Annotated in this window: 23 protein-coding genes; 14 read left to right on the top strand and 9 right to left on the bottom strand. The window is 39.3% G+C overall.

The features are described 5' to 3' along the window. Positions 1-210: 210 nt before the first annotated feature. From N745_RS11865 to N745_RS0108160, 4 genes are all read right to left on the bottom strand, one after another. Complete coding sequence (locus N745_RS11865) at positions 211-777, bottom strand: hypothetical protein (protein WP_024851635.1); 567 nt, start codon at positions 775-777, stop codon at positions 211-213. A 191-nt stretch (positions 778-968) separates the two neighbouring features. Continuing rightward, on the bottom strand, positions 969-1,484 hold the full coding sequence (locus N745_RS0108170; protein WP_024851634.1) for a copper chaperone PCu(A)C: 516 nt from the start codon (positions 1,482-1,484) through the stop codon (positions 969-971). A gap of 10 nt (positions 1,485-1,494) precedes the next feature. Then, on the bottom strand, positions 1,495-2,121 hold the full coding sequence (locus tag N745_RS0108165; RefSeq protein ID WP_024851633.1) for an SCO family protein: 627 nt from the start codon (positions 2,119-2,121) through the stop codon (positions 1,495-1,497). 16 nt (positions 2,122-2,137) lie between these two features. Then, positions 2,138-4,201: a TonB-dependent receptor domain-containing protein gene (locus tag N745_RS0108160; RefSeq protein ID WP_024851632.1), complete on the bottom strand. Its 2,064-nt coding sequence runs from the start codon at positions 4,199-4,201 to the stop codon at positions 2,138-2,140. A gap of 432 nt (positions 4,202-4,633) precedes the next feature. Between N745_RS0108160 and ilvA the strand changes: the two genes are divergently transcribed. The 7 genes from ilvA to N745_RS0108125 all read left to right on the top strand — a co-directional run bounded on the left by ilvA (position 4,634) and on the right by N745_RS0108125 (position 11,479). Further along, positions 4,634-6,157, top strand: coding sequence for a threonine ammonia-lyase, biosynthetic (gene ilvA / locus N745_RS0108155; RefSeq protein WP_024851631.1), 1,524 nt, complete (start codon positions 4,634-4,636; stop codon positions 6,155-6,157). Between the two features lie 193 nt (positions 6,158-6,350). Continuing rightward, positions 6,351-7,763 carry a polynucleotide adenylyltransferase PcnB gene (gene pcnB / locus N745_RS0108150; RefSeq protein WP_024851630.1) on the top strand — a complete coding sequence of 471 codons (1,413 nt, stop codon included), beginning with the start codon at positions 6,351-6,353 and terminating at the stop codon, positions 7,761-7,763. Positions 7,764-7,768: 5 nt separating this feature from the next. Then, positions 7,769-8,248, top strand: a complete 480-nt coding sequence (gene folK / locus N745_RS0108145) for a 2-amino-4-hydroxy-6-hydroxymethyldihydropteridine diphosphokinase (RefSeq protein ID WP_024851629.1) — start codon at positions 7,769-7,771, stop codon at positions 8,246-8,248. Positions 8,249-8,285: 37 nt separating this feature from the next. Next, a complete protein-coding gene (gene panB, locus N745_RS0108140) occupies positions 8,286-9,080 on the top strand; it encodes a 3-methyl-2-oxobutanoate hydroxymethyltransferase (RefSeq protein ID WP_245595675.1) in 795 nt (264 codons plus the stop codon). Between the two features lie 14 nt (positions 9,081-9,094). Further along, entirely contained in the window at positions 9,095-9,961 is an 867-nt protein-coding gene (panC, locus tag N745_RS0108135; RefSeq protein ID WP_024851627.1) for a pantoate--beta-alanine ligase, read from the top strand. A 91-nt stretch (positions 9,962-10,052) separates the two neighbouring features. Next, entirely contained in the window at positions 10,053-10,760 is a 708-nt protein-coding gene (locus N745_RS0108130; protein ID WP_245595674.1) for a motility protein A, read from the top strand. After that, positions 10,760-11,479, top strand: coding sequence for an OmpA/MotB family protein (locus N745_RS0108125; RefSeq protein WP_024851625.1), 720 nt, complete (start codon positions 10,760-10,762; stop codon positions 11,477-11,479). The genes N745_RS0108130 and N745_RS0108125 overlap by 1 nt, the downstream gene beginning before the upstream one ends. Positions 11,480-11,491: 12 nt before the next feature. Here N745_RS0108125 and panD read toward each other — a convergent pair whose 3' ends face one another. From panD to N745_RS0108100, 5 genes are all read right to left on the bottom strand, one after another. Beyond that, positions 11,492-11,884, bottom strand: coding sequence for an aspartate 1-decarboxylase (gene panD / locus N745_RS0108120; protein ID WP_024851624.1), 393 nt, complete (start codon positions 11,882-11,884; stop codon positions 11,492-11,494). A gap of 163 nt (positions 11,885-12,047) precedes the next feature. After that, positions 12,048-14,837 (bottom strand): phosphoenolpyruvate carboxylase, encoded by a 2,790-nt coding sequence (ppc, locus tag N745_RS0108115; protein ID WP_024851623.1) that lies wholly within the window; start codon positions 14,835-14,837, stop codon positions 12,048-12,050. Positions 14,838-14,930: 93 nt separating this feature from the next. Then, complete coding sequence (locus N745_RS0108110) at positions 14,931-15,857, bottom strand: lysophospholipid acyltransferase family protein (RefSeq protein WP_024851622.1); 927 nt, start codon at positions 15,855-15,857, stop codon at positions 14,931-14,933. Next, positions 15,841-17,589: a lipid A export permease/ATP-binding protein MsbA gene (gene msbA / locus N745_RS0108105; protein WP_024851621.1), complete on the bottom strand. Its 1,749-nt coding sequence runs from the start codon at positions 17,587-17,589 to the stop codon at positions 15,841-15,843. Before msbA ends, N745_RS0108110 begins: the two co-directional genes overlap by 17 nt. Positions 17,590-17,598: 9 nt before the next feature. Then, a complete protein-coding gene (locus N745_RS0108100) occupies positions 17,599-18,285 on the bottom strand; it encodes a tyrosine-protein phosphatase (protein ID WP_024851620.1) in 687 nt (228 codons plus the stop codon). Between the two features lie 154 nt (positions 18,286-18,439). Between N745_RS0108100 and rfaD the strand changes: the two genes are divergently transcribed. From rfaD to N745_RS0108065, 7 genes are all read left to right on the top strand, one after another. After that, on the top strand, positions 18,440-19,405 hold the full coding sequence (gene rfaD / locus N745_RS0108095; protein WP_024851619.1) for an ADP-glyceromanno-heptose 6-epimerase: 966 nt from the start codon (positions 18,440-18,442) through the stop codon (positions 19,403-19,405). A gap of 9 nt (positions 19,406-19,414) precedes the next feature. After that, on the top strand, positions 19,415-20,452 hold the full coding sequence (gene waaC, locus N745_RS0108090) for a lipopolysaccharide heptosyltransferase I (RefSeq protein WP_024851618.1): 1,038 nt from the start codon (positions 19,415-19,417) through the stop codon (positions 20,450-20,452). After that, on the top strand, positions 20,445-21,494 hold the full coding sequence (locus N745_RS0108085; RefSeq protein ID WP_024851617.1) for a hypothetical protein: 1,050 nt from the start codon (positions 20,445-20,447) through the stop codon (positions 21,492-21,494). The genes waaC and N745_RS0108085 overlap by 8 nt, the downstream gene beginning before the upstream one ends. Before the next feature lie 84 nt (positions 21,495-21,578). Then, positions 21,579-22,754: an O-antigen ligase family protein gene (locus tag N745_RS0108080; RefSeq protein WP_157833752.1), complete on the top strand. Its 1,176-nt coding sequence runs from the start codon at positions 21,579-21,581 to the stop codon at positions 22,752-22,754. Next, complete coding sequence (locus N745_RS0108075; protein ID WP_024851615.1) at positions 22,747-23,481, top strand: glycosyltransferase family protein; 735 nt, start codon at positions 22,747-22,749, stop codon at positions 23,479-23,481. The genes N745_RS0108080 and N745_RS0108075 overlap by 8 nt, the downstream gene beginning before the upstream one ends. Before the next feature lie 10 nt (positions 23,482-23,491). Next, the gene (locus N745_RS0108070; protein WP_024851614.1) at positions 23,492-24,583 is read left to right on the top strand and encodes a glycosyltransferase family 9 protein; all 1,092 of its coding nucleotides are present in this window, start codon (positions 23,492-23,494) and stop codon (positions 24,581-24,583) included. Between the two features lie 77 nt (positions 24,584-24,660). Beyond that, positions 24,661-25,827: a nucleotide sugar dehydrogenase gene (locus tag N745_RS0108065; RefSeq protein WP_024851613.1), complete on the top strand. Its 1,167-nt coding sequence runs from the start codon at positions 24,661-24,663 to the stop codon at positions 25,825-25,827. Positions 25,828-25,829: the final 2 nt, after the last annotated feature.

Below are 25,829 nucleotides of genomic sequence, written 5' to 3'. Positions count from 1 at the left end.
CTCTATTTAGTATGCAAAATTGCATAGGTTAAAAATGAATGGCGTTATTTTAATCAGTCTTGATTGGTTTATCCAGTAAAAGCGGAAACATCAAGAGATGTGAGGATGTTTTATTTAAGGGGATGTCTGATAATAAGGAGAATAGTTTAGCTTTTGCGCACAGAAAAGTGGCAAAAGCTAAGAGTTAATCTGTGCTCTAAATTGGCAAGATTACTTTTGAGGTTCCATACCCGGGTGCATTGGTCTGCCGCCTGGTGCTTCAAATACAACTGGAGGCCCTTGAGTTTTAGGCGCTTTATTAATTAGTTTTGGTGGCATTTGCCCTGGCTTACGCTCATATTTTTTCATGACCATACCCATTTCAGTTACAAAGTAATGTTTAGGGTAAACGTGAACGACTTTATATACCATAGGTCTTAGCCAAACACCTTTTTCCTGTAAAGGCTTGCCTAGCATCATGTACATGCCGCAAGTTGTGTTTCCAGGCATGACTAGATTTTTTTTCAGATTCTCATGGTCTTTTTCACTAAGTTGCGTGCGTTTATCCAACTCTTTAAGAACCGCTTTTTTTTCTTTTTCAGTTTTTAAGGTTGAGTAGGCTGTACATAAATCAATGTTACGAGCCTTATCTAATGGATAAATTGAATGCGGTTTGTTGGTTGGCGCTGCTTTAGTTGTCTCTGCGGCAGCAGCAACTTGTGACAAGGTAAAGCTTAAGCTGCTAATCATTGATAGCATGAGTATTTTAAAAAGTTTTTGTTTTGATAGATATTTCATAAGGTTTTCATCAGTTGTCTGTTTAAGATTTTCGATTGGCTAATATAGAGGATTGGCTGTTTTTTTCAAGCTAAAAGAATGAATACACCTTGAAAAGATAGTTTTTAAATTGAAAAGAAATGAATTTTGAGAGGGAGCTGAACCCAAGCTTTAGAAGTGTAAATAGGATGCTTGGGTTCGGAAAGAAGTGGTTACATATTGTGCATTTTCATCATGCCGCCCATACCTTTTATGGCTTTAACTGGCATTTTGACAGTTTTGTGGCTGCCATCTTTAAAAGTTAGTTGAACTTGAATCTGTTCACCTTTCACCAACTTTTGCTGTAAGCCGATTAGCATGATATGAAAACCGCCAGGTTGAAGCATGGTCATGCCGTGTGCTGGGATTTTAATATCTTGCACTTGACGCATGCGCATGACACCGTTGTCATGAATATGTGTATGAAGCTCTACTTTTTTAGCCACTTTAGACTCTGCTTGAATCAAGTAGATGTCATGTGCACTGGTGTTTTTTAGTGTCATGAAGCTAGCACTGGCCATAGCTCCTGGAGGAACTTCTCTGGCATAAGGGTTGGAGACTTGAATTTGTGATGCCTCTTCCTTAGACATTGCGCTGGCCATGGTGCTGATGAATAAGCTACTCAACAGGATGATGGCGGCAGCATAACTTTTGTTTTGGAAAAAAGACGCTTGTGAACTTTTTTGCATAATGAACTCCTTAATGAGCAGTGGTTTGGTGTAAATGTTTACGAATATTGTTTAAAAAACCTTGTGAGTCTGTGCCATGAGGGATTTGTTCCATTAATTTTCCCGTTGGTGAGATCACATAGGTAAATGCAGAGTGGTCAACAGAGTAGTTGTTACCATCCCCTTTTTCATGGTGAATAGAATAAACGGCACCATAACGCTTTGTTACGTCATCAATAACTGCTTTTTTAGCGGTTACGCCAAGTAGATTCATATCAAAGTAGTTACTGTATTCTTGCATGCGCTTGGGGGTGTCTCTTTTAGGATCCACCGAGAAGAAAATAAACTGAACCTGTTTTTTTTCTTCTGGCGTTAGTTGCTGGTAGGCACCGGACATATTGCCTAAATTGGTTGGACAGATGTCTGGACAAAAAGTATAGCCGAAGTAAAGGTATACCCATTTACCTTTAAAGTCAGATAAAGACACGTTGCCCTTAGATGAAATCGCAGTAAAGTCTCCGCCAACGGGCGCTGGTGCGATTGCTGACTGAGACGGGTGTGTATTAAGTTTATTAAGCCATCCAAAAGACATAAGGCCAGCCATCAATAAGATGACTAGCCCTATTAGGATAAAACTCAAACGTAATCGTTGAGACATAACTACCCTTTAATGTTTAAAACTTTGCTGAAATACGCGCCCAAATATTGCGGCCAGGTTCCATTACTTTGTAGCTAGTTCCTGTTAAAGCATCAGTTCGATTTAGGTAATTATAATAAGCATGGTCAAACGCATTGTCTACACCTGCTTGCAGTTGTAAGGTTTTATTCATGCTATAGCCAGCAAATAGATCAACAGTGCTCCATGCAGAGGTCGTTTTTTCGCCATATTCAGTATTGACAGTAGATTGTTCTGATGCAAAGTTAAAACGCGTACCAGCATACCAATTGCTAGCGGTGTATTTTGCATTTAGGTTTCCGCTGACTGGTGCAATATTGCTTAGGTTGCGCTTGTCAGTGGTGTTGCGTCCTTGAATAGCACTCACTTGTCCGCCAATATCAATAGCAGGGGTTAGGCGGTAAGTACCTTCCAGCTCGGCACCTAGTAATGTTGCGTCTTTATTGACGTAGATATTATCCATTCCAGTTAGCGTTGTAACGCCAGTTTGGTTTTTAGCATAGTCACGTAGGATATAGTCTTTAACTTGGTCGTAATAAGCATTAGCACTCCAAGAGAAGGTGTGAGTGTCTTGAGCGATCCCAATATCAACTTGAGTATGTTTTTCGGGTTTTAAATCTGGGTTACCAATCCAGAACATAGTGCCAGATTTAGTTGCCATAAAGCGTTCAGTTTCATTTGCTGTGCGCGTAGTTAAGCTTGCATCCGCAAACCAACTTAGGCCTTTAGACAAGCTTTGTTCATAACGTAGCAGACCATTCCAATTGGTTTCATTGATTTTGGTTTTGCCTGAGTAAGTATTGTATTTGGAATAAAGTGAATAGGCCGTCATATTCATATCAGAAGCCTGTTTAGCTTTTTTAGCTTCTGCAGTCACTTGATCGACACGAGCACCATAAACCAGTTTTTGTGTGTTGGACAGTTTTGTTTTAGCTTGTACAAATACACCATTTTGGTCTGTATTTGCATCTGGCCACATTAGATACATAGATTTATTAAGCATCATGCCTGCGGATCGGTTGTATGAAGCAGCGTTTTTATTTACAGCCTGTAGTTGTAGACCATAATCAAGTTCTGTTTTACCGATTAAGTTGGTTAACTTGATTTTTGCACCTTTCGCAGTCGTGTCCGTTAACGTTTCCATTTTTTTAGTCGGATCATATGTGCGTAGATCGAAGTTATTCATGACGTGATCAACTGTTGAGTTATAAACATCAATTTGAACAGCATCCAGTTGACCATTTGTTAAGCCGTTAGAAAGCTTTTTACCTTTGTATTGCAAGCGAGCAATATTACCTTCTGTTTTAGGCGCATCCATTTTTGCACCAGGGTATAGAGCGTCAAAGGTGTTAGATTTTTCCAAAGACAGTTTGAGTTCGTGATGGTCGTTTGGTGTCCAACCTAAATCGATGTGGCCTTGCTGAGAGTTGTAGCTAGAAGGCACGGTATTGCCATTACCATCTTGATAGTTATTGGCATCTTTTTTATTGCCTTGTAATACGACATAACCAGTTTTGCCAACAGCTTGCACTTGCGCATTGACATCATAATTAATGATGCTTGATTTCATGGCAGAAATTTCACCAGAGACACTTTTGTTTGGGTTGTATTTAGGCGCTTCACGCTCGAATAAAATCGTTCCCCCCGTTCCGCCAGCACCATATTCTAAGGAATTTACACCTTTGATGACGGTAACCTTGTCGTAACTGGAAACCTCGGAATAAGAGGTTGGCGGATCCATGCGGTTAGGACAACCACCTTCGATTTTGGCACCATCTAATAAAATGTTTAGCTGAGATTGTGTTTGACCACGAACAACGGGATCCAATCCATGTCCACCCATGCGAATAGCGTCAACGCCGTTTACTTGACGCAAAACACTTCCTGTTTCTGTATTACCTGTATTTTCTAATTCTTGTTTAGAAAAAGTCTTCGATTGCGATGCTTCTTTTGAAGCCGTAACAGGGATAGGTGCTAATTGAGTTGTTTCTGCAAATGCCAAATGTGGGGTTGAAACGGCAATAACACTGTTGATTGCCAGCCAAATCGAGGTTTTTTTCATTTAAAGTGCCCTTACTTCTATGTTTAGATCATTAACATGAAAGGTTAAATAGAGGTAGAGGCCCTTGAACGAGAACACTATCGAGTGAAAATGATTGATTAGGGCATTTTCCGTAAAACAGCAATAGGAGGAGCATACTATTGCACATGGACTTTGACTAAACCTGAGGGATAGGTTTTTGGTGACAGTGTTCTCGTTCAAAGACCTCTAAAAGTATCTTTTTGTTTGAGAGAATCTTAAGTAAGCTCACTGTATGAATCAATGTGACAAATTGTCGCACCCCTTAACAAGGCAGTTAAATAGGCAGTTTGACATTGAGTGTATGTGATTGTGGTTAGAGAGGCTTTTGTTATAATGCAAAAACTGTATGCAAAATCACCGTTGAAAACGGTATTTTCCGTTTAAATTCGATTTGAATCTATTGAGAGATATATGCCTGAAAAAATTTTGAGACAAGTTTTGTCTGTCCCTGTTTATGAAATTGCGGAACAAACGCCTTTAGAAAAAGCACCGCTTATTTCACAAAGGCTAAGAAATCAGGTGTGGCTTAAACGTGAAGATTTGCAACCGGTATTTTCTTTTAAATTACGTGGTGCCTATAACCGCCTTTTGCACTTGTCAGAAGAAGAAAAAGAGCGCGGGGTGATAGCTGCATCAGCTGGAAATCATGCGCAAGGTGTGGCTATGTCTGCTACCAAAATGGGTATTAAAGCAACGATTGTGATGCCACAAACAACTCCAGCGATTAAAGTGAACTCTGTTCGAAACTGGGGTGGTAATGTCATCTTGTGCGGTGATACTTACGATGAAGCGGCTAAGCATGCTAAAGAACTCTGTGAAAAAGAGCAGTTAACTTATATAGCACCTTATGATGATGAGCATGTTATTGCCGGTCAAGGAACCATCGCGTTAGAGCTTTTACGCCAAAGCAAAGATGTCGATGTCATTTTTGTACCAGTGGGTGGCGGTGGATTGATTGCCGGTGTGAGCGCTGTTATTAAACAGGTTTCACCGAAAACTAGAGTTGTAGGGGTTGAGCCGGAAGATGCAGCTTGTATGACAGAAGCTCTAAAGGCTGGTGAACGTGTTGTGTTAGATTCCGTTGGAATTTTTGCCGATGGTGTCGCAGTGGCCCAAGTTGGTGAAATACCTTTCCGTATTGCACAGGAATGCGTGGACGAAATGATTACCGTGAAAACGGATGAAATTTGTGCTGCGGTGAAAGATATTTTTGAAGATACACGTGCAATTGCAGAGCCTGCCGGTGCTTTGGCATTGGCTGGAATGAAGAAGTTTGTTGAAGAAAAAGGTGTTTCGGATCGCAAGATGATTGCGATAATGAGTGGAGCAAATATGAATTTCGATCGTTTACGCCATATTTCGGAGAGAACCGAAATTGGTGAAAAACGTGAAGCCATTTTTGCCGTGACCATTCCTGAAACACCAGGTAGTTTCAAAAAGTTCTGTGAGTTTTTAGGTGATAGACGAGCGATCACTGAGTTTAACTATCGGTTTGCAGACGAAAGAAGAGCTGTTGTTTTTGTTGGTGTGCGAACAGAAGGTGGTTATGCTGAAAAAGAACAGCTTAAAAAGCAAATGTTGGAAGCGGGTTATCAGTTTGAAGATATGAGTGATAACGAAATGGCAAAACTACACTTACGTTATATGGTGGGTGGTCATGCGCCAGGTATTCAAAATGAAATTCTTTATCGCTTTCAATTTCCGGAACGTCCCGGTGCACTGTTACAGTTTTTGATTCAGATGTCGGAAGAGTGGAATATTAGTTTATTTCATTATCGAAATCATGGTGCAGCATATGGTCGAGTTTTAATTGGTGTTCAAGTGCCGCCAGAACAGCATGAAGCATTTGAATGTTATTTGAAGAGCTTAGGGTATCCATACGATTTCGAGCAAGAAAATATTGGGTACGACTTGTTTCTCAAGCCGATTGACTGACTGTTTGACAACCACCCCAGACTGGCAGATTTTATCTGACAAAATCTGCCAGTCTGGGGGCGGTTTGCATGTACGATTTCTGTGAATAATGTTTTAATTTTCTTTTCTTCCACTCTAATTTTGTTTCATGTTGTAAAACAGAGTAAAATAACGCAATTTCCTACTCTTTTTAATGGTTCTGTAATTTTATTTTATGCAACGTTTGATTCGAAAAGTCGCTTCGTTTTTTGTCAAAGGCCAAGGCCAATCACCAATATTTAATTCAGAACCTAAAGTTGTTCCGAGAAATAAACATAATATTTCTCGTGGTCAAATCGACAAGGCTGCATTAGATGTACTCTACGGTTTAAAGCGAGCAGGCTATGAAGCTTATTTGGTCGGTGGCGCAGTTAGAGATCTACTGCTTGGATTAGAACCAAAAGACTTCGATATAGTTACCAATGCTGAGCCAGAGCAGATAAAGGCAGTTTTTCGTCAACGCTGTCGTTTAATTGGCCGACGTTTTCGTTTGGCTCATGTACATTTTGGTAGGTCAGTTATTGAGGTTGCTACTTTCCGTGGTGCTGGCGATGCTGCTAAGTTACCGGTTGCGAGAAAGAAAACCAGCCATTCTAGAGCTGTAGATGCTTCTGGTCGTTTGGTGAGAGATAATGTTTACGGCTCTATTGATGAAGATATTTGGCGCCGTGACTTCACGGTTAATAGTCTTTATTACAATATTCGCGATTTTTCTATTATCGATTATTCTGGTGCTCTTGAAGATATTAAGAAGGGTCAGATGCGCTTAATTGGTGATCCAGAAACTCGTTATCGTGAAGATCCTGTCAGAATGATTCGTGCTATACGTTTTGCTGCAAAACTTGGTTTTGATATTGAAGCCAAAACCAAAAAGCCTTTGTATGAAATGGGACATTTGCTGAAAGATGTGTCTAACGCACGTATGTTTGAAGAAGTGTTGAAACTTTTTCACAGTGGTGTTGCGATTGATGTGTTTGAAAAATTACGCCATTTCGGTCTATTTACCTATCTTTTCCCTCAAACTCATCATGTCTTGTCTGAAGAAGAACAAGGTTTTCCTAGAATGTTAGTAGTTGAAGCCCTGAAAAGCACTGATGAACGCATTCAGTCAGGTAAGGGGGTAAATCCATCATTCCTGTTTGCGGCTATGTTGTGGGAGCCCATGCTACAAAGACGCGAGCAACATCTCGCTGAAGGTCTTACCCATCAAGATGCGCTATATGCTGCTGCTAATGATGTTATTGAACAGCAAATCAGTTCAACATCGATTCCTAAGCGATTTTCTACGCAAATTCGCGAGATTTGGAGCCTTCAGTTTAGGTTGCCTAGACGCGCGGGTGCAAGAGCTCAGAGATTGTTTGAGCATCCAAGATTTAGAGCGGCATATGACTTCTTAGGTTTAAGAGTTGCTGTGGGCGAATCATCAGATCAAGAGTTGTTTGATTGGTGGACGGAATATCAGAAGAAGGATGCGATAGATCAAGTTGCTTTTGCTAATGATGTACGTTCCGAGGCAAAAAAAACGAGAAAACCGAGAAGAGGTCGCAATCCTTATCGTAAACGCTCGAGTTCTAACCCGGCGGAGTAGTTATCTTGGTTGAGGCTTATATTGGTATTGGCAGTAACCTTTCTGATCCAATATATCAGGTTCAAAGCGCCATAGAATCCTTAAAAATATTGCCTGGTATGACGTTAATGTCGGCCTCATCTTTATATGCTTCTAAACCACAAGGACCGCAAGATCAACCTGACTTTGTGAATGCGGTGGCAAAAATAAAGACCCAATTGTCAGCAACCTCATTACTGGCCAGCTTGCAGACCCTGGAAAAAGAACAAGGCAAAGTCAAAAAACGACATTGGGGTGAAAGGGTCATCGATTTGGATATTTTGTTGTATGGCTCAGTCACAATCCAAACCACAACTTTAACTATCCCGCACCCAGAAATACCTTATCGTGATTTTGTTTTATTACCATTAAGTGAATTGGTTTTAGAGTTACCTTTATTGGGTAACGTTTCTAATTTGATTGATGCTTTAGATGAAACCTATGTTTACCCATTAAATAACCAGTGATGAGCTAGTTTGTAACTAAATTTAAAGAGTGCTTGGTATGAATACACAAAAAAGAATGACCTTAACTCGTCTGAAAAAGATGAAAAGAGATGGTCAGAAAATTGTTTGTTTGACTGCTTATGATGCAGCTATGGCGCATTGGGTAGATCAAGCAGGAGTGAATGTGATTTTGGTTGGCGATACTTTAGGAATGGTTGTTCAAGGCCATGAAACAACCTTGCCTGTGACGTTGGCAGATATGGTCTATCACACTCAAATGGTACAACGAGGTAATAAGTCAGCTTGGTGTGTTGCAGATATGCCGTTCATGTCAGATGGTTCTATTGATAAAGCCATGGAAGCGGCCGCTGCTCTGATGAAACAAGCTCGTGCAAATATGGTAAAGCTCGAAGGGGCTAGTAAGAGAATTCTGTCAATAGTTGAACAATTGTCAGAGTTAGGTGTTCCTGTTTGCGGGCACATTGGCTTGTTGCCTCAATTGGTCGAAAAAAATGGTTATCGCAGAGCAGGGCAAGATGATGCTTCTGCCAGAGTCTTGGAAGAAGAGGCTGTAGCTCTAGAACAGGCCGGAGCGGAAATGTTGGTGTTGGAATGTGTGCCTTCAGATACAGCAAAAAGAATTTCTGAGAATTTAAATATCCCAGTTATCGGCATAGGATCAGGTAAAGAGTCTGATGGTCAGGTATTGGTTTTAAATGATATTTTAGGAACCTCCTTAGGTGGTGCTCCAAGGTTTGCTAAAAATTTCTTGCAGGATAAAAATTCTATTCAAGAAGCAATTGAACAGTATGCATTCGACGTACGTAATGGGCATTTCCCATTAGAAAGCTAGAGAGTAGTATCAGAATGTTAAAAGTTGAGACCGTTCAAGAAGTACGAGATCAAGTTGCTGCATGGAAAAAGCAAGGTTTAACTGTTGGTTTTGTCCCGACTATGGGGAATTTACATGAAGGGCATTTAAGTCTTGTTACGAATGCTAAGAAACAAACTGATAAGGTTGTTGTTAGTATTTTTGTAAACCCTTTGCAATTTGGGCCTGATGAAGATTTTGAGCGTTATCCTCGTACATTAGATCAAGATTGTGAAAAACTTGAAAAACAAAAAGTCGATTTAGTGTTTTTGCCATCGGTAGGTGAAATGTATTCACAAGATGGAATGAATACGACAGTAAAGGCACCAGAAGCTTTGAATTCTCTATGGGAAGGCGCAGAGCGACCAGGCCATTTTGATGGTGTAACGACAGTTGTCACCAAACTTTTCAATATCGTTCAGCCGAATGTCGCTGTTTTTGGTCAAAAAGATTTTCAACAATGGCGTATCATACGAAAAATGACATATGATTTGTGTCTGCCGATAACGATCATAAAGGCACCGATTGAACGTGACAAAGATGGCCTGGCTTTAAGTTCGCGGAATCAATATTTATCTGAAAGCCAGCGAAAAATTGCGCCTAAGTTGTTTGTTGTGCTTCAAGATATAGTTGCGGCAATTAAGTCTGGGAATGAGCTGTTTGTGAACCTGGAAGACATTGCGAAGAAGCAACTATTAGCACATGGTTTTGATGAAGTTGATTATATTAAGATTGTCAGTCAAGATACATTAAAACCAACGCAAGAGCAGGAAGCTAAATTGGTGGTGATGGCGGTGGCTAGGCTTGGCTCAACACGCCTATTAGATAATATTTGTATCGACGACTTTAAGCATATTGATTAATGAACCTTAGGATATTGTGTAGAAAATTATGAATTTTTCCACGTTTATAGGCCTGATTGTTGGGATAGTAATTGTTCTTTGGGCAATGTCTATGGGTTCGTCTATTCTCATATTTTTCAATATCCCAGGTTTGATGATTGTTGTTGGCGGCACGATTGCTGCCACGATGATACGCTATTCATTGCGTGAATCAATCTATGCACTTCGCATGTCCTTTAAAATTTTGCTGCCATCAAATGATATTAGGAATAAAGAAGAGCTAGTTGAGTTGACAGATCAACTTGTTAGGTCGGCGCGACAAAATGGGATTGTTTCATTAGAAAAAATTGAAATCAATAATGAATTTTTCCAGTATGGCGTGAGAATGCTGGTGGATAATTACCCAAGTGATTTAGTTCGTCAGACGTTACAGGAAGAAAATCATCTGCTGGTAGAACGTGCTGAAACGAGCGCAGCTGTTTTTAGTGCCGTTGGTGCATCTGCTCCGGCATTTGGGATGATTGGGACGTTGGTTGGTTTGGTTCAAATGCTTGCAAATTTGTCTGACCCGTCGTCAATTGGTCCTGCAATGGCCGTTGCCATGTTGACAACGCTTTATGGCGCAATGATTGCAAACTTATTTGCCTTGCCAATGGCTGATAAGGTCGCTGTATGGGGGCAAGAAGAATCCACTAGACAGCATATGATTATTGAAGCTGTCGACTTTATTGCAAAAGGATTGCATCATAGTATGTTGCAAGATGTGTTAGCACCTTATTTGGATAAAAAGCCTCAGAATGAAAATGCAGAGGAAGTTTGATGGCCAAAAAACAAAAACCTTGTCCTGAGTGGATGGCTACTTTTGCAGATATGATGTCATTGCTGATGGCAGTATTTGTTTTGTTGTTTTCAATGTCAACGGTCAATGCAAAAAAATATGAGTCTTTGGTTGAGTCTCTCACTAATTCATTAGGCTTCGGTAGTGGCCTTTCTCCTGCTCAGGTGCATTATTTTAATTCTACAAAGAAGACCTTAGATGGGTCGCCTAAGCAAACAAATCAGCCAGTTATCGATGAGTTGAATCCTTTATATGAGAGTTTGATCAAGACCTTCGCCTCGGGAAATAAACTAGATAGCCCAGAGAAAAAAATTGATGTCAGTATCGACTTACAGAAACTACAGATTAAGGTTTTGCTGCCAGAGACGATTTCTTTTTCTCCAGGAAGGGCAGATCTTAAGTCAGAAAGTTTTTCTGAGTTGGATAAGTTAAGACCTTATATTAGTGATCGTGTAAAGATTAAGGTAATTGGTCATACTGATAAGCGTGCTGTCACTGGCGGTCGTTTTAGAAGTAACTGGGAGCTTTCTAGTGCAAGGGCAGCGGCAGTGGTAGAAAGGCTTATTGAAGATAAGATAGTAAAGCCCATTCAAGTAGAAGCTATCGGGGTTGCTGATACGCAGCCTATTAGTAAGGAAGAGACAGAAGCTGGTTTTGCAAAAAACCGCAGGGTTGAAATTCTTATTATTCCAAAAAAATAGTTAATAACTACCTTAAGCTGAGTGCTGTTGCATTTGGACAGGAATGCTGTTCCGAGTGTGGGTAATGTTATTTTCTTTATCAAAATACACCATAATCGGTTTAAAGTCGTCAGCTTCTTTTTCATCCATAGTTGCATAAGTAGCAATAATCAATAAATCACCAGGTTCAGCTTTATGTGCTGCGGCACCGTTTACTGAGATAATGCCTGAATGGCTTTCTGCGCGAATAGCATAGGTTGTAAAACGCTCACCATTATTGACATTATAAATCTGAATTTGCTCATATTCACGAATGCCTGCAATATCAAGAAAGTGCGAATCAATGGCACAAGAGCCTTCATAGTCTAGCTCTGAGTGTGTCGTAGTGACTCTGTGTAATTTTGATTTAAGCAGGGTAATTTGCATATTCAAACCATTTTGATGATGAGTAAAAAATAACAGGTGGCTAATTATACTGAAAATTTGTACTAAAGTTAATAAGCTAGAATATTCAGTTTGAATTATATAAATGAATGACCGAAAGCTTTAGTTACTAAAGCCTTCGGAAGACATGTCATGCTGATTGATTTTAACCGGTATTTCTCATGCCAGCAGCAATTGCATTAATGCTGTTCAATAACGGTGTGACCCAAACTTCACGTTCTTCATCAGATAAGTCTGGATTCTTATATCGTTTTAGAATAGCAACTTGGATATTGTTTAACGGTTCCAAGTAAGGGGTTCTTCTTGCTAAAGAAAGTGCAATTTGGGGTGTATCAGCCATCAAATATTCATTGCCACTAATCTGCAAGTTTGCATCAACAGCACGAACATGTTCTTCAGCAATCATTTGGTAGATTTTCTGTGCAGTTTCTTTATCGGAGCCAAGTTCACTATAACTTTTACCTATAACCAAATCGGTTTTGAAGAGCGCCATTTGAATATTACTGACTAAACCTCTAAAGAAAGGCCAGTTTTCATACATGGCTTTAAGCTCATCATCGCTTTGGTTCTTGATCCAGTTAGCCAGGGCTGATCCTGTTCCATACCATGCTGGGAAAGTTAACCTAGCCTGAGCCCAGCCGAAAATCCAAGGGATAGCTCGGATAGAAGACTTAGAAAGGTTTCCTTTTTTACGGTGAGACGGTCTAGAACCAATGTTTAATAGGCCGATTTCCGTAACAGGAGTGACTTCATAGAAAAACTTAAAGAAACCATCAGTATGGTCAGTTAATTCTCTAAATGAATGCTCACCTTCTTTAGCAAGTTGCTGCATGATAGCAAGATGCTCTGGGTTATCTTCAGGTGTTTCTCTGACGAGACATTTACTTGCTTTCATTAGGCCTGTTACCCCTAATGAAATTTCATACATTGCGGTTTCAGCGTTGCTGTATTTGAACGATAAAACTTCACCTTGCTCGGTAAATTTGATTTGACCTCGAACAGTTCCTGTTGGTTGTGACAGAATCGCATTGTGCGTCGGTCCGCCACCGCGTCCAACAGTTCCGCCACGTCCATGGAATAAGCGACATTCAATATCATATTCATCCGCAAGCTTAAGAATTTGTTCTTGAGCCTGATAAAGGGTCCATGCTGAAGAGAGATTTCCACCGTCTTTTGCAGAATCTGAATAACCAAGCATGATTTCTTGGAGATTACCTGAAACTTTCAATAGTGCATGGTATGTCGGGTTGTCGAATAATGCAGTTGTAACAGGTACGATATGTTCCAAGTCTTGAATGGTTTCAAATAATGGGGAAATACGAATGCTACAGTAGGGTTCTCCAGCGTTATATCCAGCCAAACCTGCTTGGTGAGCAAGGAAGAGCACTTCCATTACATGGCTGGCTTCATGTGTCATTGAAATAACATAGTTATTAAAGGCTTTCGGGCTAATTTCCTGGCGCATTTTTCGAATAACGTGAAATACTTCAAGTACTTCCTTCGTCATTTTGTCTAACGCTAAGTGCTGGGTATCAATAATCGTTGGTGAAGAAATATGCTTAGAAAGCAAGTCAATTCGTTCAGCCTCTGACAGCTGTTCGTAGTTGATTCCCAAGTGTGAAAGTAGATCTGATACCGCATTCGTGTGAACAGTTGATTCTTGACGAATGTCCAAGCGCATTAGATAGAAACCAAAGGTTTGTCCAAGGCGGATTAAGTCTTTTAGATCCGCATCAGCAACTTCTTGGTCACCATGTCCACATAGTGATTCGTAAATTAACTCTAAGTCGTCAATGAACTCTTCTTCGTTGTTATAACAGAAAGGAGATTTTTCAATCGGAGATCCATTTATCTGTGCTTCAACATAGGCGATATTTTGTTGTAAACGTCCACGCATCAAATACAAGAAACGGCGGTAAGGTTCGTCCATAAAGCGAGATGAGCGTTTATGGAAAACAAGTTCTAATAAGTCAGCATCAATAATAGTTGCCTTATTAAGGATCTCTTGTTTGATGTCAGTTAGATAGCGCGACTGCGTTAGTTGGCTGCTTAATTGGAATAGACGTTTTTCATATTCATAAAGAACAGCACGGGATTGCATCAATAGTGCGTTGACAGTTGTTTTGTGAGTAACAAAAGGGTTTCCATCACGGTCGCCACCGATCCATGAACCAAAAGTTAAGAAGTTCGGTGTTGGGATATTGTCGTTAGGATAGTGTCTAGCAAGAGCACGTTCCATATAACGGTAAACAGTTGGAACAGCCGAAAATAGCGATTGTCTGAAGTAATAAATACCATTGCGTATTTCGTCTTCTACAGTTGGCTTTACACGTCTTACTTCATCTGTTCGCCAGAGTACTTGAATTTGGTACTGAAGTTTTTTGATAACATCTTCTTGAGCATAAGGATTTTGATAGTTTTCAGCTTCATTTAGCTCGCCAAGAGTAAGGAAAATGCGACGTAAATTATCCATTACAGCACGTCGTTTTGATTCCGTTGGGTGAGCGGTGAAAACAGGAACGTAATTTAATTTACTGATTAATTTATGTACTTCTTCAGCAGTAAAACCTTCCTTTTTAAACTCATCAATTGTGTTTAAAACCGATCCCATCCATAAAGGGCCATCGGATTTTAATTGGCTTTGACGTTCGTGGAATTGGTGTTCTTCTTCTGCTAAGTTAACGAGGCTGAAATAAAGGTTAAAAGCACGAATAATTAGAATAAGATCATCAGGTGATTGCTCTTCAATAAAAGCTTTAAGTTCTGCTCTTAATTGTGGGTCTTCTTGGTCGTGAAGCTTAATGTAACCTTTACGCAATTTCTCAACAGCATTCAGGATGTCTTTACCTACTTGTGTCTCGATGACTTCACCTAAAAGTGAGCCAAGTAGTTTGACGCGCGATCTGAGTTGCTTATCTCGAAGTTCCTTTGCCATAGTTATCCTATTAAAAATAAAATTGAAATCATTGAAAAAAATTATACCTTATTCTGTCCTTTTATGGAGGACTTTGCCTATCAGTTAGAATGGCTATAAGCTCCAGCGGTTGTGAACCCAAAGGTACTGAGCGGGGTTTTGCCGAATTTCTTCTTCATAGAGTTTGTGAAGTCTTAAGGTGTCTTCGTAGTCGTCACCAGAAGGAAAATTTTCTAGCGGTGGCAGGATGTGCATTTCATAATGCAGCCCTTTTCTCTTGGTAAAGCAGGGAATGACTTTTGCTTTACCCAGTTTGGCTAGTTTGTTGATGCCAGGGTTTGTTGGTGCAGGCTTATTAAAAAATGGAACATTGATGCTACCTTGTCCGTTATATTTCTGATCAGGTGCTATCCATAATACTTGGTGGTTTCGAAGTGCTTTAAGCATTGTTTTTGTATCAGTATTGGGTAAAGGGGTGACAGTGTTCTTTTTGGGGGGGGTCGGAAGTATTGTTCGAGATTTTGTAAGTAGATATTCTAATAATGGGTTGTCATGTTTGCGGTAGATGGGCATATAGTCAGTAATGAAAGATAACATAAGGCCAGACATCTCCATGCTGGCGAAGTGAGGAACGAGTAATAGAGTTCCATGGTCTTTATTTAACTTAATATTCTCCACGCCATAATAGGTGAAATAATTCATTTCATTATTTGTATCGGAGTGCCGATGTTTTCCCCACGCCGTAATAGTGATTTCAATTAAACCAACACCAAGTGATTTGAAGTGTTCAAAAACTAGAGAGTTGATTTCCTTTAGGTTTTTTTCAGGAAAGGCAATTTCGATGTTTTGTTTAGCAGTTTGCTTTCTACTACCGGCAATTAGATATAAAAATTTGCCTAATGCTTCACCAAAATGAATTTTTGTGGCATAAGGCAGAAAGCCTATTAATCGGAGCAATCCATAGCCAAGCCAAATTCCCCAGTATTTTGGGAGCAAAAAAGAAAGTTTGAACTCAATTTCATGTTCACTTGGTGAGCTCATCTAATGACCCTTTTTGATATAGGTTTGAATAGATACCTTCAAGCTTTATGAGCTCTTTGTGTGAACCTTTCTCTTTAAGCTGGCCTTTTTCTAAGACAATGATTTGATCGGCGCTTTCAATAGTCGATAAGCGGTGAGCAATGATAATTACCGTTCTGTTCTGACGTAATTTTTCAATAGCTTGCTGAATCATTGATTCGGACTGGTTATCAAGGGCGGAAGTAGCCTCGTCCATAATTAAAATAGGAGCATTTTTTAAAAATGCACGTGCTATAGCAATACGTTGCTTTTGTCCACCAGAAAGGTTTGATCCTTTGTCACCAATTATAGTATCTAACTCTTCAGGTAATGACCGGATAAATTCCCAAGCATGTGATGCCTTGGCTGCGTTAATAATTTCTTCGTCACTGACGTTTGGAAGTCCATAGGCAATATTGGCTCTAACAGTGTCATTGAATAAAACAACATCCTGGCTGACAAAGGCAATATGTTCTCTTAAAGAAGATAGTGAGTAGTCGTTGATATTGTTTTGGTTGATGATAATGCAGCCGTCTGTAACGGTGAAAAAACGCGCTAATAAGTTAGCGATAGTTGTTTTTCCTGATCCAGACTCACCAACTAATGCAGTGGTTTTGTTTATAGGAAATTCAATTGAAAGGTTGCTGATGACCGGCTTTGATCTAGTGTTGTAACGGAAGCTCACGTTTTCGAAACGAATATTGTCTGTAATGTTGGTTAAGGCTTTTTCGCCTGAATCCACTTCATTTGGAAGGTCCAGGATTTCGAAAATGCTTTCAGCAGCAGCCATGCCCTTTTGAATGGTTTCATTGATATTGGTTAAACGTCGAATAGGTTCGAAAATCATTGCCATTGCTGCAATAAAGGCGATAAGTTCGCCAGGGGTGAAAAGGTTTTGAGCTGACATTAATGAAATGACATAGAGCACGGCTGCGAGTGCTGCTGCAGCTAAGACTTGAACTAAAGGGACATTTGCAGCAGAAACTTTTATAACAGACATGGTATGTTTTCTTAAGTTGTCTGCTACTTTATGAAACTTATTTTCTTCATAGGTTTCTGCACCATAAATTTTAATATCTTTATGAGCGAGGATGCCTTCTTCCAAAGCTTGTGTCATATTGCCCATGCTGTTTTGCATTTCAGAGCTTGAACCGCGCATGAGCTTGCTTGCTCTATCAATGATGATTCCAATGATAGGGCCAATTAAAAGAATCATTAAGGTTAGTTGCCAAGAAATGTAGAACAGGTAGCTAAGTAGACCTAAAATAATTAAGGTGTCTCTTATGACAATAATCCAGGCTTCACTTAGGGTGTTACCAACTTGAAGCACATCGTATGTGATTTTGGAGGTTAACTTTCCAGAGCTGTATTTTTGGTAAGTTGCAAGAGGCATTAAGTTTAACTTTTGAAACATGGCATAACGAATATCAACAATAGCTTTATGAGCAATCCATTCACTTAACACTTTACTAGCATATTCTGCAAAACCTTTGATAATGAAAACCAAAAGTAAAAGTAATGGAATTTGTGTTATGGACTGGGGGTCTTTGGCAATAAGAGTGTCATCAACAAGCGGCTTCAATAGTGCAGGCATAAGAGGTTCCATTCCAGCAGCTACGACTAGCGCTAGTAGCATTGGAAGGATGGTTTTCCAATAGGGTTTGATAAAACCTAATAGGCGTTTGTAAAGTTGAACTGTAGCTGTTTGTTTCATAGTGCACTTTTATTCACGGCGTAAAATTTTATTGACGATAAATTTCCCGAACTTGTTCGCTCTGAAAGATTTTGTGAGCTGTTCGTAATCATAAAATTCAGTCAGCCAGGTTTCAAAGTCAATATCAGGGTGGTTCTTGTGAAAATCTATATAGGTTTCAAAAAAGAAATCTAGGATGCCTGTTTCAGCCCATTTAACATGACCTTTCCAAATGGAAAGCTCATTAACAGCGGATTCAATTGGTACATTTTCATGGAAATATAGGTAGAGAGTGCTGACAAGACCTGCACGGTCGGCACCAGATTTACAGTGAAACAGTACAGGGTACGTAATTTCAGTTAACAGTTTTTTTAAAGATAGCACTTCGTCAACACGAGGCGCATCTCGGGAAGAAAATCGAGTTGTAAGCAGTTGAATGCCATATTTTTCGCAAGCTTCTAATTCGAGTTTGTATTGACCAGAAAAATCATCGCCATTAAAGCTGGAACGATTGTTTCCTCTGATATTAAGGATGGTTTTAATCTGATGCTCTTGCGCTAATTTTTTGACAAAACTTGGAGATGGGTGGTTGCTACGATATGCATCTTTCCCAACTGTGTGAAAATTTCGATAGAAGATGCGTAGGATTTCGTGGTCGACTATCCAAGCTTCAAAGTAAGCTACAAACCTACCCCATTTAGTATTTAATTGATGCATTTAGATTGCGAATGTCTTTGAAAAAGTAGGCGCTATTTTACTATTTGCGGCAAGTGTTTGGAAACTATCTAAGCTAAAACTTGGTTAATTCTGTAATAAATAAGTGTTAAAATTCAGAAATTGTGCAAATCAGTTAATTTATTTAGGGTTATTCATGATTGTAGTGACAGGTGGTGCCGGGTTTATCGGATCAAATATTGTAAAAGCACTTAATGAACAAGGCATTACTGATATTTTGGTGGTTGATAATCTAAAAAACGGTAAAAAGTTCATTAACTTGGCAGATTGTGACTTTGCGGATTATTTGGATAAAGAAGATTTCCAAACGCGTATTTTTGCCGAAGAAGGCTTGCCAGAAATTGAATGTGTGTTCCATGAAGGTGCTTGTTCAGCAACGACTGAATGGGATGGTAAGTTTATGATGGACAACAATTATGAGTATTCTAAAGATTTATTAAACTTTTGTTTGAATCGAAAGATTCCCTTTCTTTATGCTTCTTCAGCTTCTGTCTATGGTGATGGTCCGACTTTTATTGAAAAACGTGAGTATGAGAAGCCGCTTAATGTTTATGGTTTTTCCAAGTTTCAATTTGATCAATATGTGCGTCGAGTTTTGCCATATGCTGAAAGCCAAGTTGTTGGTTTTAGGTACTTTAATGTCTACGGGCCTAGAGAGCAACACAAAGGTGATATGGCAAGTGTCGCATTCAAACTTCATAATCAAGTTTTAAAAGGCGAAAAGCTCAAGCTTTTTGGGCCTTATGATGGCTATGATGCAGGTATGCAGACTCGAGATTTTGTTTATGTTGAAGATGTTGTAAAAGTTAACTTGTGGTTTAAAGACAACCCCGATAAGTCTGGTATTTTTAACCTAGGACCATCAGCAGCAGAACCATTTAAAAATATTGCCGAAGCGGTTATTGATTTTCATGGTAAAGGCGAGACTGAATATATTCCTTTTCCTGAGCATTTAAAAGGTGCTTACCAAAGTTATACTCAGGCGGACAATACGCTTTTGCGTGAAGCAGGGTATTCTGAATCTTTTCATACTGTGGCTGAAGGGGTTCAAAAGTACTTGTCTTGGCTGTCGGAGAATCCAACGACTTTGAACTTTAATTAATAAACATTCATGCGAGTTTTGCTTGTCAAAATGTCCTCTTTGGGCGATGTTTTTCATACTTTTCCTGCACTGACGGATGCAATGAATGCGCTGCCCGATTTAAAAGTGGATTGGGTTGTTGAGCAATCCTTTTCTGAAATTCCTGTATGGCATCCGGCCGTTGATAAAGTATTTCCTATTCGTTTGAGAGAGTGGCGAAAGCATCCTATAGCTTCTAGGCATGAAATACGTCATTTCTTTCAACAGATCAATGAAACACATTATGACCTAGTGTTGGACGCTCAAGGCCTTTTAAAAAGTGTGTGGGTGGCAAAAAAAGTACATGCGCCTATTGTTGGAATGGACTGGTCGTCAGTTAGAGAGCCTTTAGCTTCTTTGTTTTACAATAAAAAAGTTTCAGTGGATAAGACTTTGCATGCCATAGAGCGGCTGAGAATTTTGTTTTCCAAAGCGCTAGGTTACGATTTTTCTACTGCGCCAGTATCTTATGATTTGAATACCGTTGATTGGCAAAAAATCAAGCTTGCTGATGAAGCTGAATATTATGTTTTTTTGCATGGAACGACATGGGATACTAAGTTTTGGCCTATTTCAAAATGGGTAGCACTAGCTTCAGAGTTGGTTCAGCGGGGTAGAAGTGTTGTGTTGCCTTGGGGTACTGAAGAAGAGCAAAACAGATCACTAGAAATAAAAAAACAAGTTGATAGTGCTGTTCAAATGTCTGGGCAGAATATTGTCGTCCCTAAAAATAAGTTAACGTTAAATGAAATGGCTCGGCTATTAAAGTTCGCTTCTGGAATTGTTTCTGTCGATACTGGCTTGTCTCATGTAGCAGCGGCACTGGATGTTCCAATGGTTGTTTTGTATCGAGTGACGGACCCTGAAAAAATAGGGGCACAAGGTCGACTAGTGACGCATTTGGTTTCTCCTGAAGCCAAAAATTATTTAAAATCTTTTAAAAATACTGAGCAAGAGACTTCGTCATTAATAGGGCTGGATGTCGATTCAGTACTAAAAGCACTTAACGGGTTAGTTTCTGATGACTGAAGGCATGCGATTATACTTACCTTCTACGCCATTTAATTTATTACTGAGCTTTTTAGATGCATTGTCTCGTGGTGGAGACAATGTTTTGGTTTATATTGATCAAAAAGCAATGAGCCCTTATCTGGATAGTTTGTTGTCATTGCAAAGTTCCCCTTTTTGTGAAGTCTTTGTGCTGTATGGGGCAGCAACAGGCAAAGAAAAGCTTGATGAGAGGCGTCAAAACTTTAAAGCACTAAGTGCGTTGCTAGACCGTTATGATTTTAGTGAAGTGATAACTGGTAGTGATCGACGAATAGAATTTCAATATGTCATGCATCTAATACAAGAAACTAATAATGATGTAACTGGAAGTTACTTGGATGATGGACTTTATACCTACCTGACATGGAAAAGGCCTTTTTATGAACATTTTTTGAATGCCATAGTAAAAAAGATCATTTATGGTTTGTGGTGGCATGAGCCTAGAACGCCTGGAACTTCAAAATATGTATCGCGCTCGATTTTGATGGATGCACGTTTGGCATTGGATTCTTTAAAAAGCCGAGATGTTATTACCATTGATTTCTCTTTGCTAAGCTCTGCAGTTCTTACAGAATGGACAGAAAAATTACTGAATGCATTTAATTGCAACGTGTCTCAAATCTCTGAAATTGATGTGTTTTTTATTCTTCCACATCCAAATGATGTGAAAAAAATGCCCGGCTATGTTCTGCAGCTAAATGATTCCATTAAAACCAGTATAGAAAAAGGTCAGAAAATAGCCGTGAAATATCATCCGCGTTTCACAGAGGTTGATGAGTTTAATTTAGGTTCTTCTGGAGCAATGCTTGTTCCAAGCAATTTGGCATTTGAATTTTTATTGCCGGTGTTGAAAGCTCATGCCAAAGTTGTGGGTGACTTTACCACGGTGATGTTGACATCAAAAATGTTGCGTTCAGACTTGCAGGTAACTGCTAATATCAATATGAATGATCTTTATCAGCTACAGATTCTGGATGTGTTGAAGAAATTTAAAATTGAAATTATAGAAAAGAGTAACTAAGGAATGTTGACGGGTATTAAGAATATGAACGAAGTATGGCAAAAAAGGTTGTTTGTTTTGATGACAGCAGCAGCTATTGTTCCATTGTATTTTGAAAATACGGCAGGGATAGCTGGTGCGGTCTTTTTAATATTGCTGATTCTTCTTTCAATAGTATCCATAAGTTATAGAGATATAAGTTCATCTAAAGCTGAAAAAGGCTGGGTTTGGGCAAGTGCTATTTATGCACTGGTATTTGTTATTAGCTTCTTACTTCGCCCGCCTTATACTGATGATGGTATTTGGCGTTTGTCTTCACCAGGTTTTATTTTATTGCTGTTGGCCTGGTTTTGGGTCGGTATTAAATTGCAGCTTGGAAGTTTTGTGATTAAATCTGTCGCTTTTTCATCAATTATATTTGCGGTTATTTTACTTGTTGCAGAGCTATATATTTCAGGCGGCTGGTTTACAGGATATCGTTATGGAAATGTTCTGGCTGACTTTGGGAAAACAGGGTTTTATTTGCCCTTAACGGCTTTCTTATTTGGCATTCTTTTTTTAAAGGAAAGGAAAAAGCAATATCTAGCTTTGTACTTGCTAGCATTTCTGCTCTCAGGTTTGGTAATGTCCAGAACTGCTTTAGCTATGGTAACACTTCCGTTAGCTGTTACCGTCATCTACTTCCTTTTTAGTTCTAAAAATTTAAGCGGTATAAAGAAAACGGGAATTCTAGTGTCTTCTGTTACGGTGATTGCAGTTTCAATGTATTTGGCAAAAGGCAAGCTAGATGAGACTATGCATGACTATAAGCTGGCAGAGCAAAACAATTATTATTCATCGCTTGGTTTGAGAGTTGCGATGTTTAAGGTTGGCAGTGAAATGGCAGAGAAATATTTCCTATTTGGCGTTGGTCCTAATTCATATAAAGCTGACTTAAGAGCTTATGTAACAACCACCAATTACTCTGAAATAGTTAAAGAAACTATTCCGACCTTTACGCATTTACACAATCAGTTTCTGATGGATATTGTATTATCAGGTGTTGCAGGTTTTGTTTCTTTGATTATGTTTATTGGCTATCCAGTCAAACTGTTTTGGCGTTTGTTTCGATCAGGTAGGAGAGAAGAAGCTGTTTTTGGAATAGGGTTTATGGCTGGTTTATGGTTTATTTTATTGTTCGGCGCGATTTTTACCTATACCTATACAACCATTTTGTATGTCATGACAGTAGGCGCTATGATTTTGTTTTATCGAGATGATTTAGGTAGAAAGCATGGTTAAAGTTGTCTGTTTAAAATGGGGGACGAAGTACAGCCCAGAATATGTTAATCGATTGTACAGAATGGTTAAAACTCATATGACTGTACCGTTCTCATTTATGTGTATTACTGAAGACTCTGAAGGACTAGATTCTGAAATAGAAATAAAATCCTTGCCGGATCTTGGTTTGAAAGGGTGGTGGTATAAACTTTTAATTTTCAAACCGGGTTTTCTTGGTGTTTCAGATAATGAAAAAGTGCTTTTTTTGGACTTGGATGTCGTGATTTTAAATTCATTGGATTCCATTGTTACTTATAGTGATGATTTTTGTATTTCGGCAGATGATACTGAGCATCAATATAACAGTTCTGTCATGTGTTTTTACCCTCCCAAATTTAGTTTTATTTGGGAGGCTTTTGATGCGCAAAAAGAAGCAATTGTTAAACAAATGCATGGCGATCAAGATTGGATTCAATATGTTTATCAAAATGCAGTTATCTACCCGAAAAAACTGATTAAATCCTTCAAAATTGATTTGGATAGTAAAACGCCATTTTCTTTTGGGAAAGTTGGAAGGTTTTTAAGAAAAAAAATGCCTTTTCTATTGCCTAAAGGTCAAGTCGAATATCCAGAAGATACCGCAATAGTTTTGTTTCATGGCAAGCCTGACCCTGAAGATGTAATGGACGGACCATTTGATAAATATCGTCATGCTCCCTGGGTTAAAAGTGCATGGTGTAATGAGTAAAGAGAAATGTATGTCTGTGATTAAGCCAAGTTTAGATTTTTTTGAACCGCATCAGAGGTTAAAAATTAAACGTCATTTTGATGTTGATCAGGTGTCTAAGGTTTTTGTGCATGGCATAGACCAGCTGGGTGGTTTGATGTTTAGTTCGCCATTTTTTAGAGAGCTGCGTCGTGCCTTTCCAAATGCTTATATTGTTAATATGGTTGGCTCTCTGACTTACCCAATTATGCAGAATTGTCCTTATGTGGATGAGGTTTGGCTTTTCAATAAATCGGAAAGTTGGGCGACAATGAAAAAAATCAAAGCTGCTGGGTTTGACTTAGCATTTTTGGCAACGGGAAACTTGAGGTCTGCATTGATTGCTTATTTGGCGGGTATCCCTAATCGCGTTGGATTTGATAATGATGGTACGGGCCGGTTTTTGACGGTGCAAATGCATCAAGAATTCCATTCTCGTTATCGTCCAGAAAACATGTTTGATTATTTAAGAGCTATCGGTATTTCTCCACAGGGCGTTTATGATCGTGAAGTTTGGGTTTCTGAAGAAGATAAACAGTATGCCGTATCTTGGTTTGAATCTCATAACTCGGAACAAAAACTCTTTGTGTTTAATCCCTTCTCAACGGACCCAAAACGGCAATGGACAGACGAAGGCTGGAAAGAAACGTTAAAGCAGGTTATTGCTCGTGGAATCAAGCCTATTATGCTGGTCGGTAAAAACGAAGTAGAGCAAGGGAAAGTATTTCTTTCGTCTTGGCAATTACCGAATATTGAGGTTGAATCACATAGTGTGACTCAAACGGCAGCGATTTTGCATTATGTTGATTTTGTCGTTGGTCCAGACTCAGGCTTTATCCATATGGCATTAGCTGTTAATAAGCCGCATGTTATAGGTTTGTTTAATGTGGTTCCACCTATATCATGTTTTCCAATCCATAACCACGATCACATTGCACTGATTGAGGACCAGTTGGATTGTTGTCCATGCTATCTTTATAAAGCAAAAGATGTTTGTCCAAATGAATTGAAGTGCATGACTTCTCTAAAAGCTGAAAAAGTTTTGCAGGCAATAGACCACTTTTCTTTAGTTAAACTGACATAATTCCTTCATCTAATTAACATTCAATTTTCATGATGACGACTTAGTATTTCTATATCTAAGTAGATTTTGAGAAGATTATGAAAATTGCGGTGGCGGGTACGGGCTATGTTGGTCTGGCCAATGCGTTATTATTGGCGCAGCACAATGAAGTCGTGGCTTTGGATGTGGTGGCTGAAAAAGTCCAAATGCTTAATAACAAACAAAGCCCGATTGAAGATAAAGAAATCGAGCACTTTCTCGCCACAAAAGAATTAAACTTTCAAGCGACATTGAATCAGCAAGAGGCCTATTTAAACGCTGATTATGTGATTATCGCTACCCCGACCGATTACGATACTGAAACCAATTTTTTCAATACCAGCTCTGTTGAAAGCGTTATAGCCGATGTTGTGGCGATCAATCCTGATGCGGTAATGGTGATCAAATCCACGGTTCCTGTTGGTTATACCGAACGCATTAAACAAAAATTCCTGACGCACAATATTATCTTTTCTCCAGAATTTTTAAGAGAAGGCAAAGCACTTTACGATAACCTTTATCCTTCAAGGATTATTGTCGGTGAAGACTCCGAACGAGCGCAGCAATTTGCCGGTTTGCTTGTGCAAGGTGCGATTAAAGACGATATTCCTGTTTTATATACCGCATCGACAGAAGCTGAAGCGATTAAACTGTTTTCCAATACCTATTTGGCAATGCGCGTTGCTTACTTCAATGAATTGGATACTTTTGCGATTAGCCATGGTTTGGATTCAAGACAAATCATCGATGGTGTGAGTTTGGATCCTCGGATTGGCAATCATTACAATAACCCTTCATTCGGTTATGGTGGTTATTGTCTGCCAAAAGATACCAAGCAACTCTTAGCCAACTATCAATATGTGCCGAACAATTTAATCAACGCGATTGTTGACGCAAACACGACTCGTAAAGATTTTGTGGCCTATGACATTATTAAAAACCAGCCAAAGGTCGTCGGTATTTATCGGTTGGTGATGAAGCAAGGGTCTGATAACTTTCGTGCCTCTTCGATTCAAGGTGTGATGAAGCGAATTAAGGCAAAAGGGATTGAGGTCGTTGTCTATGAGCCGGTATTGAAAGACTCGCATTTCTTTAACTCAAAGGTTATCTCTGATCTTAATGAGTTCAAACAAATGAGTGATGTGATTGTCGCCAATAGACTGGCCGACGAGATTCAAGATGTAGTGGAAAAAGTGTATACTCGTGATTTATTTGGTAACGATTGAAT

This window comes from Hydrogenovibrio kuenenii DSM 12350, from assembly GCF_000526715.1.
Taxonomy (GTDB): Bacteria; Pseudomonadota; Gammaproteobacteria; order Thiomicrospirales; family Thiomicrospiraceae; genus Hydrogenovibrio; species Hydrogenovibrio kuenenii.
Note: the sequence above shows the minus strand (reverse complement) of the source record. Positions and strands in the feature narration are given on the sequence as shown.

Bases quoted from the DNA above. Each gene is read 5' to 3' on its own strand.
- N745_RS11865 (WP_024851635.1), bottom strand. From the start codon at position 777: ATGAAATATCTATCAAAACAAAAACTTTTTAAAATACTCATGCTATCA.
- N745_RS0108170 (WP_024851634.1), bottom strand. From the start codon at position 1,484: ATGCAAAAAAGTTCACAAGCGTCTTTTTTCCAAAACAAAAGTTATGCT.
- N745_RS0108165 (WP_024851633.1), bottom strand. From the start codon at position 2,121: ATGTCTCAACGATTACGTTTGAGTTTTATCCTAATAGGGCTAGTCATC.
- N745_RS0108160 (WP_024851632.1), bottom strand. From the start codon at position 4,201: ATGAAAAAAACCTCGATTTGGCTGGCAATCAACAGTGTTATTGCCGTT.
- ilvA (WP_024851631.1), top strand. From the start codon at position 4,634: ATGCCTGAAAAAATTTTGAGACAAGTTTTGTCTGTCCCTGTTTATGAA.
- pcnB (WP_024851630.1), top strand. From the start codon at position 6,351: ATGCAACGTTTGATTCGAAAAGTCGCTTCGTTTTTTGTCAAAGGCCAA.
- panB (WP_245595675.1), top strand. From the start codon at position 8,286: ATGAATACACAAAAAAGAATGACCTTAACTCGTCTGAAAAAGATGAAA.
- panC (WP_024851627.1), top strand. From the start codon at position 9,095: ATGTTAAAAGTTGAGACCGTTCAAGAAGTACGAGATCAAGTTGCTGCA.
- N745_RS0108130 (WP_245595674.1), top strand. From the start codon at position 10,053: ATGGGTTCGTCTATTCTCATATTTTTCAATATCCCAGGTTTGATGATT.
- N745_RS0108125 (WP_024851625.1), top strand. From the start codon at position 10,760: ATGGCCAAAAAACAAAAACCTTGTCCTGAGTGGATGGCTACTTTTGCA.
- panD (WP_024851624.1), bottom strand. From the start codon at position 11,884: ATGCAAATTACCCTGCTTAAATCAAAATTACACAGAGTCACTACGACA.
- ppc (WP_024851623.1), bottom strand. From the start codon at position 14,837: ATGGCAAAGGAACTTCGAGATAAGCAACTCAGATCGCGCGTCAAACTA.
- N745_RS0108110 (WP_024851622.1), bottom strand. From the start codon at position 15,857: ATGAGCTCACCAAGTGAACATGAAATTGAGTTCAAACTTTCTTTTTTG.
- msbA (WP_024851621.1), bottom strand. From the start codon at position 17,589: ATGAAACAAACAGCTACAGTTCAACTTTACAAACGCCTATTAGGTTTT.
- N745_RS0108100 (WP_024851620.1), bottom strand. From the start codon at position 18,285: ATGCATCAATTAAATACTAAATGGGGTAGGTTTGTAGCTTACTTTGAA.
- rfaD (WP_024851619.1), top strand. From the start codon at position 18,440: ATGATTGTAGTGACAGGTGGTGCCGGGTTTATCGGATCAAATATTGTA.
- waaC (WP_024851618.1), top strand. From the start codon at position 19,415: ATGCGAGTTTTGCTTGTCAAAATGTCCTCTTTGGGCGATGTTTTTCAT.
- N745_RS0108085 (WP_024851617.1), top strand. From the start codon at position 20,445: ATGACTGAAGGCATGCGATTATACTTACCTTCTACGCCATTTAATTTA.
- N745_RS0108075 (WP_024851615.1), top strand. From the start codon at position 22,747: ATGGTTAAAGTTGTCTGTTTAAAATGGGGGACGAAGTACAGCCCAGAA.
- N745_RS0108070 (WP_024851614.1), top strand. From the start codon at position 23,492: ATGTCTGTGATTAAGCCAAGTTTAGATTTTTTTGAACCGCATCAGAGG.
- N745_RS0108065 (WP_024851613.1), top strand. From the start codon at position 24,661: ATGAAAATTGCGGTGGCGGGTACGGGCTATGTTGGTCTGGCCAATGCG.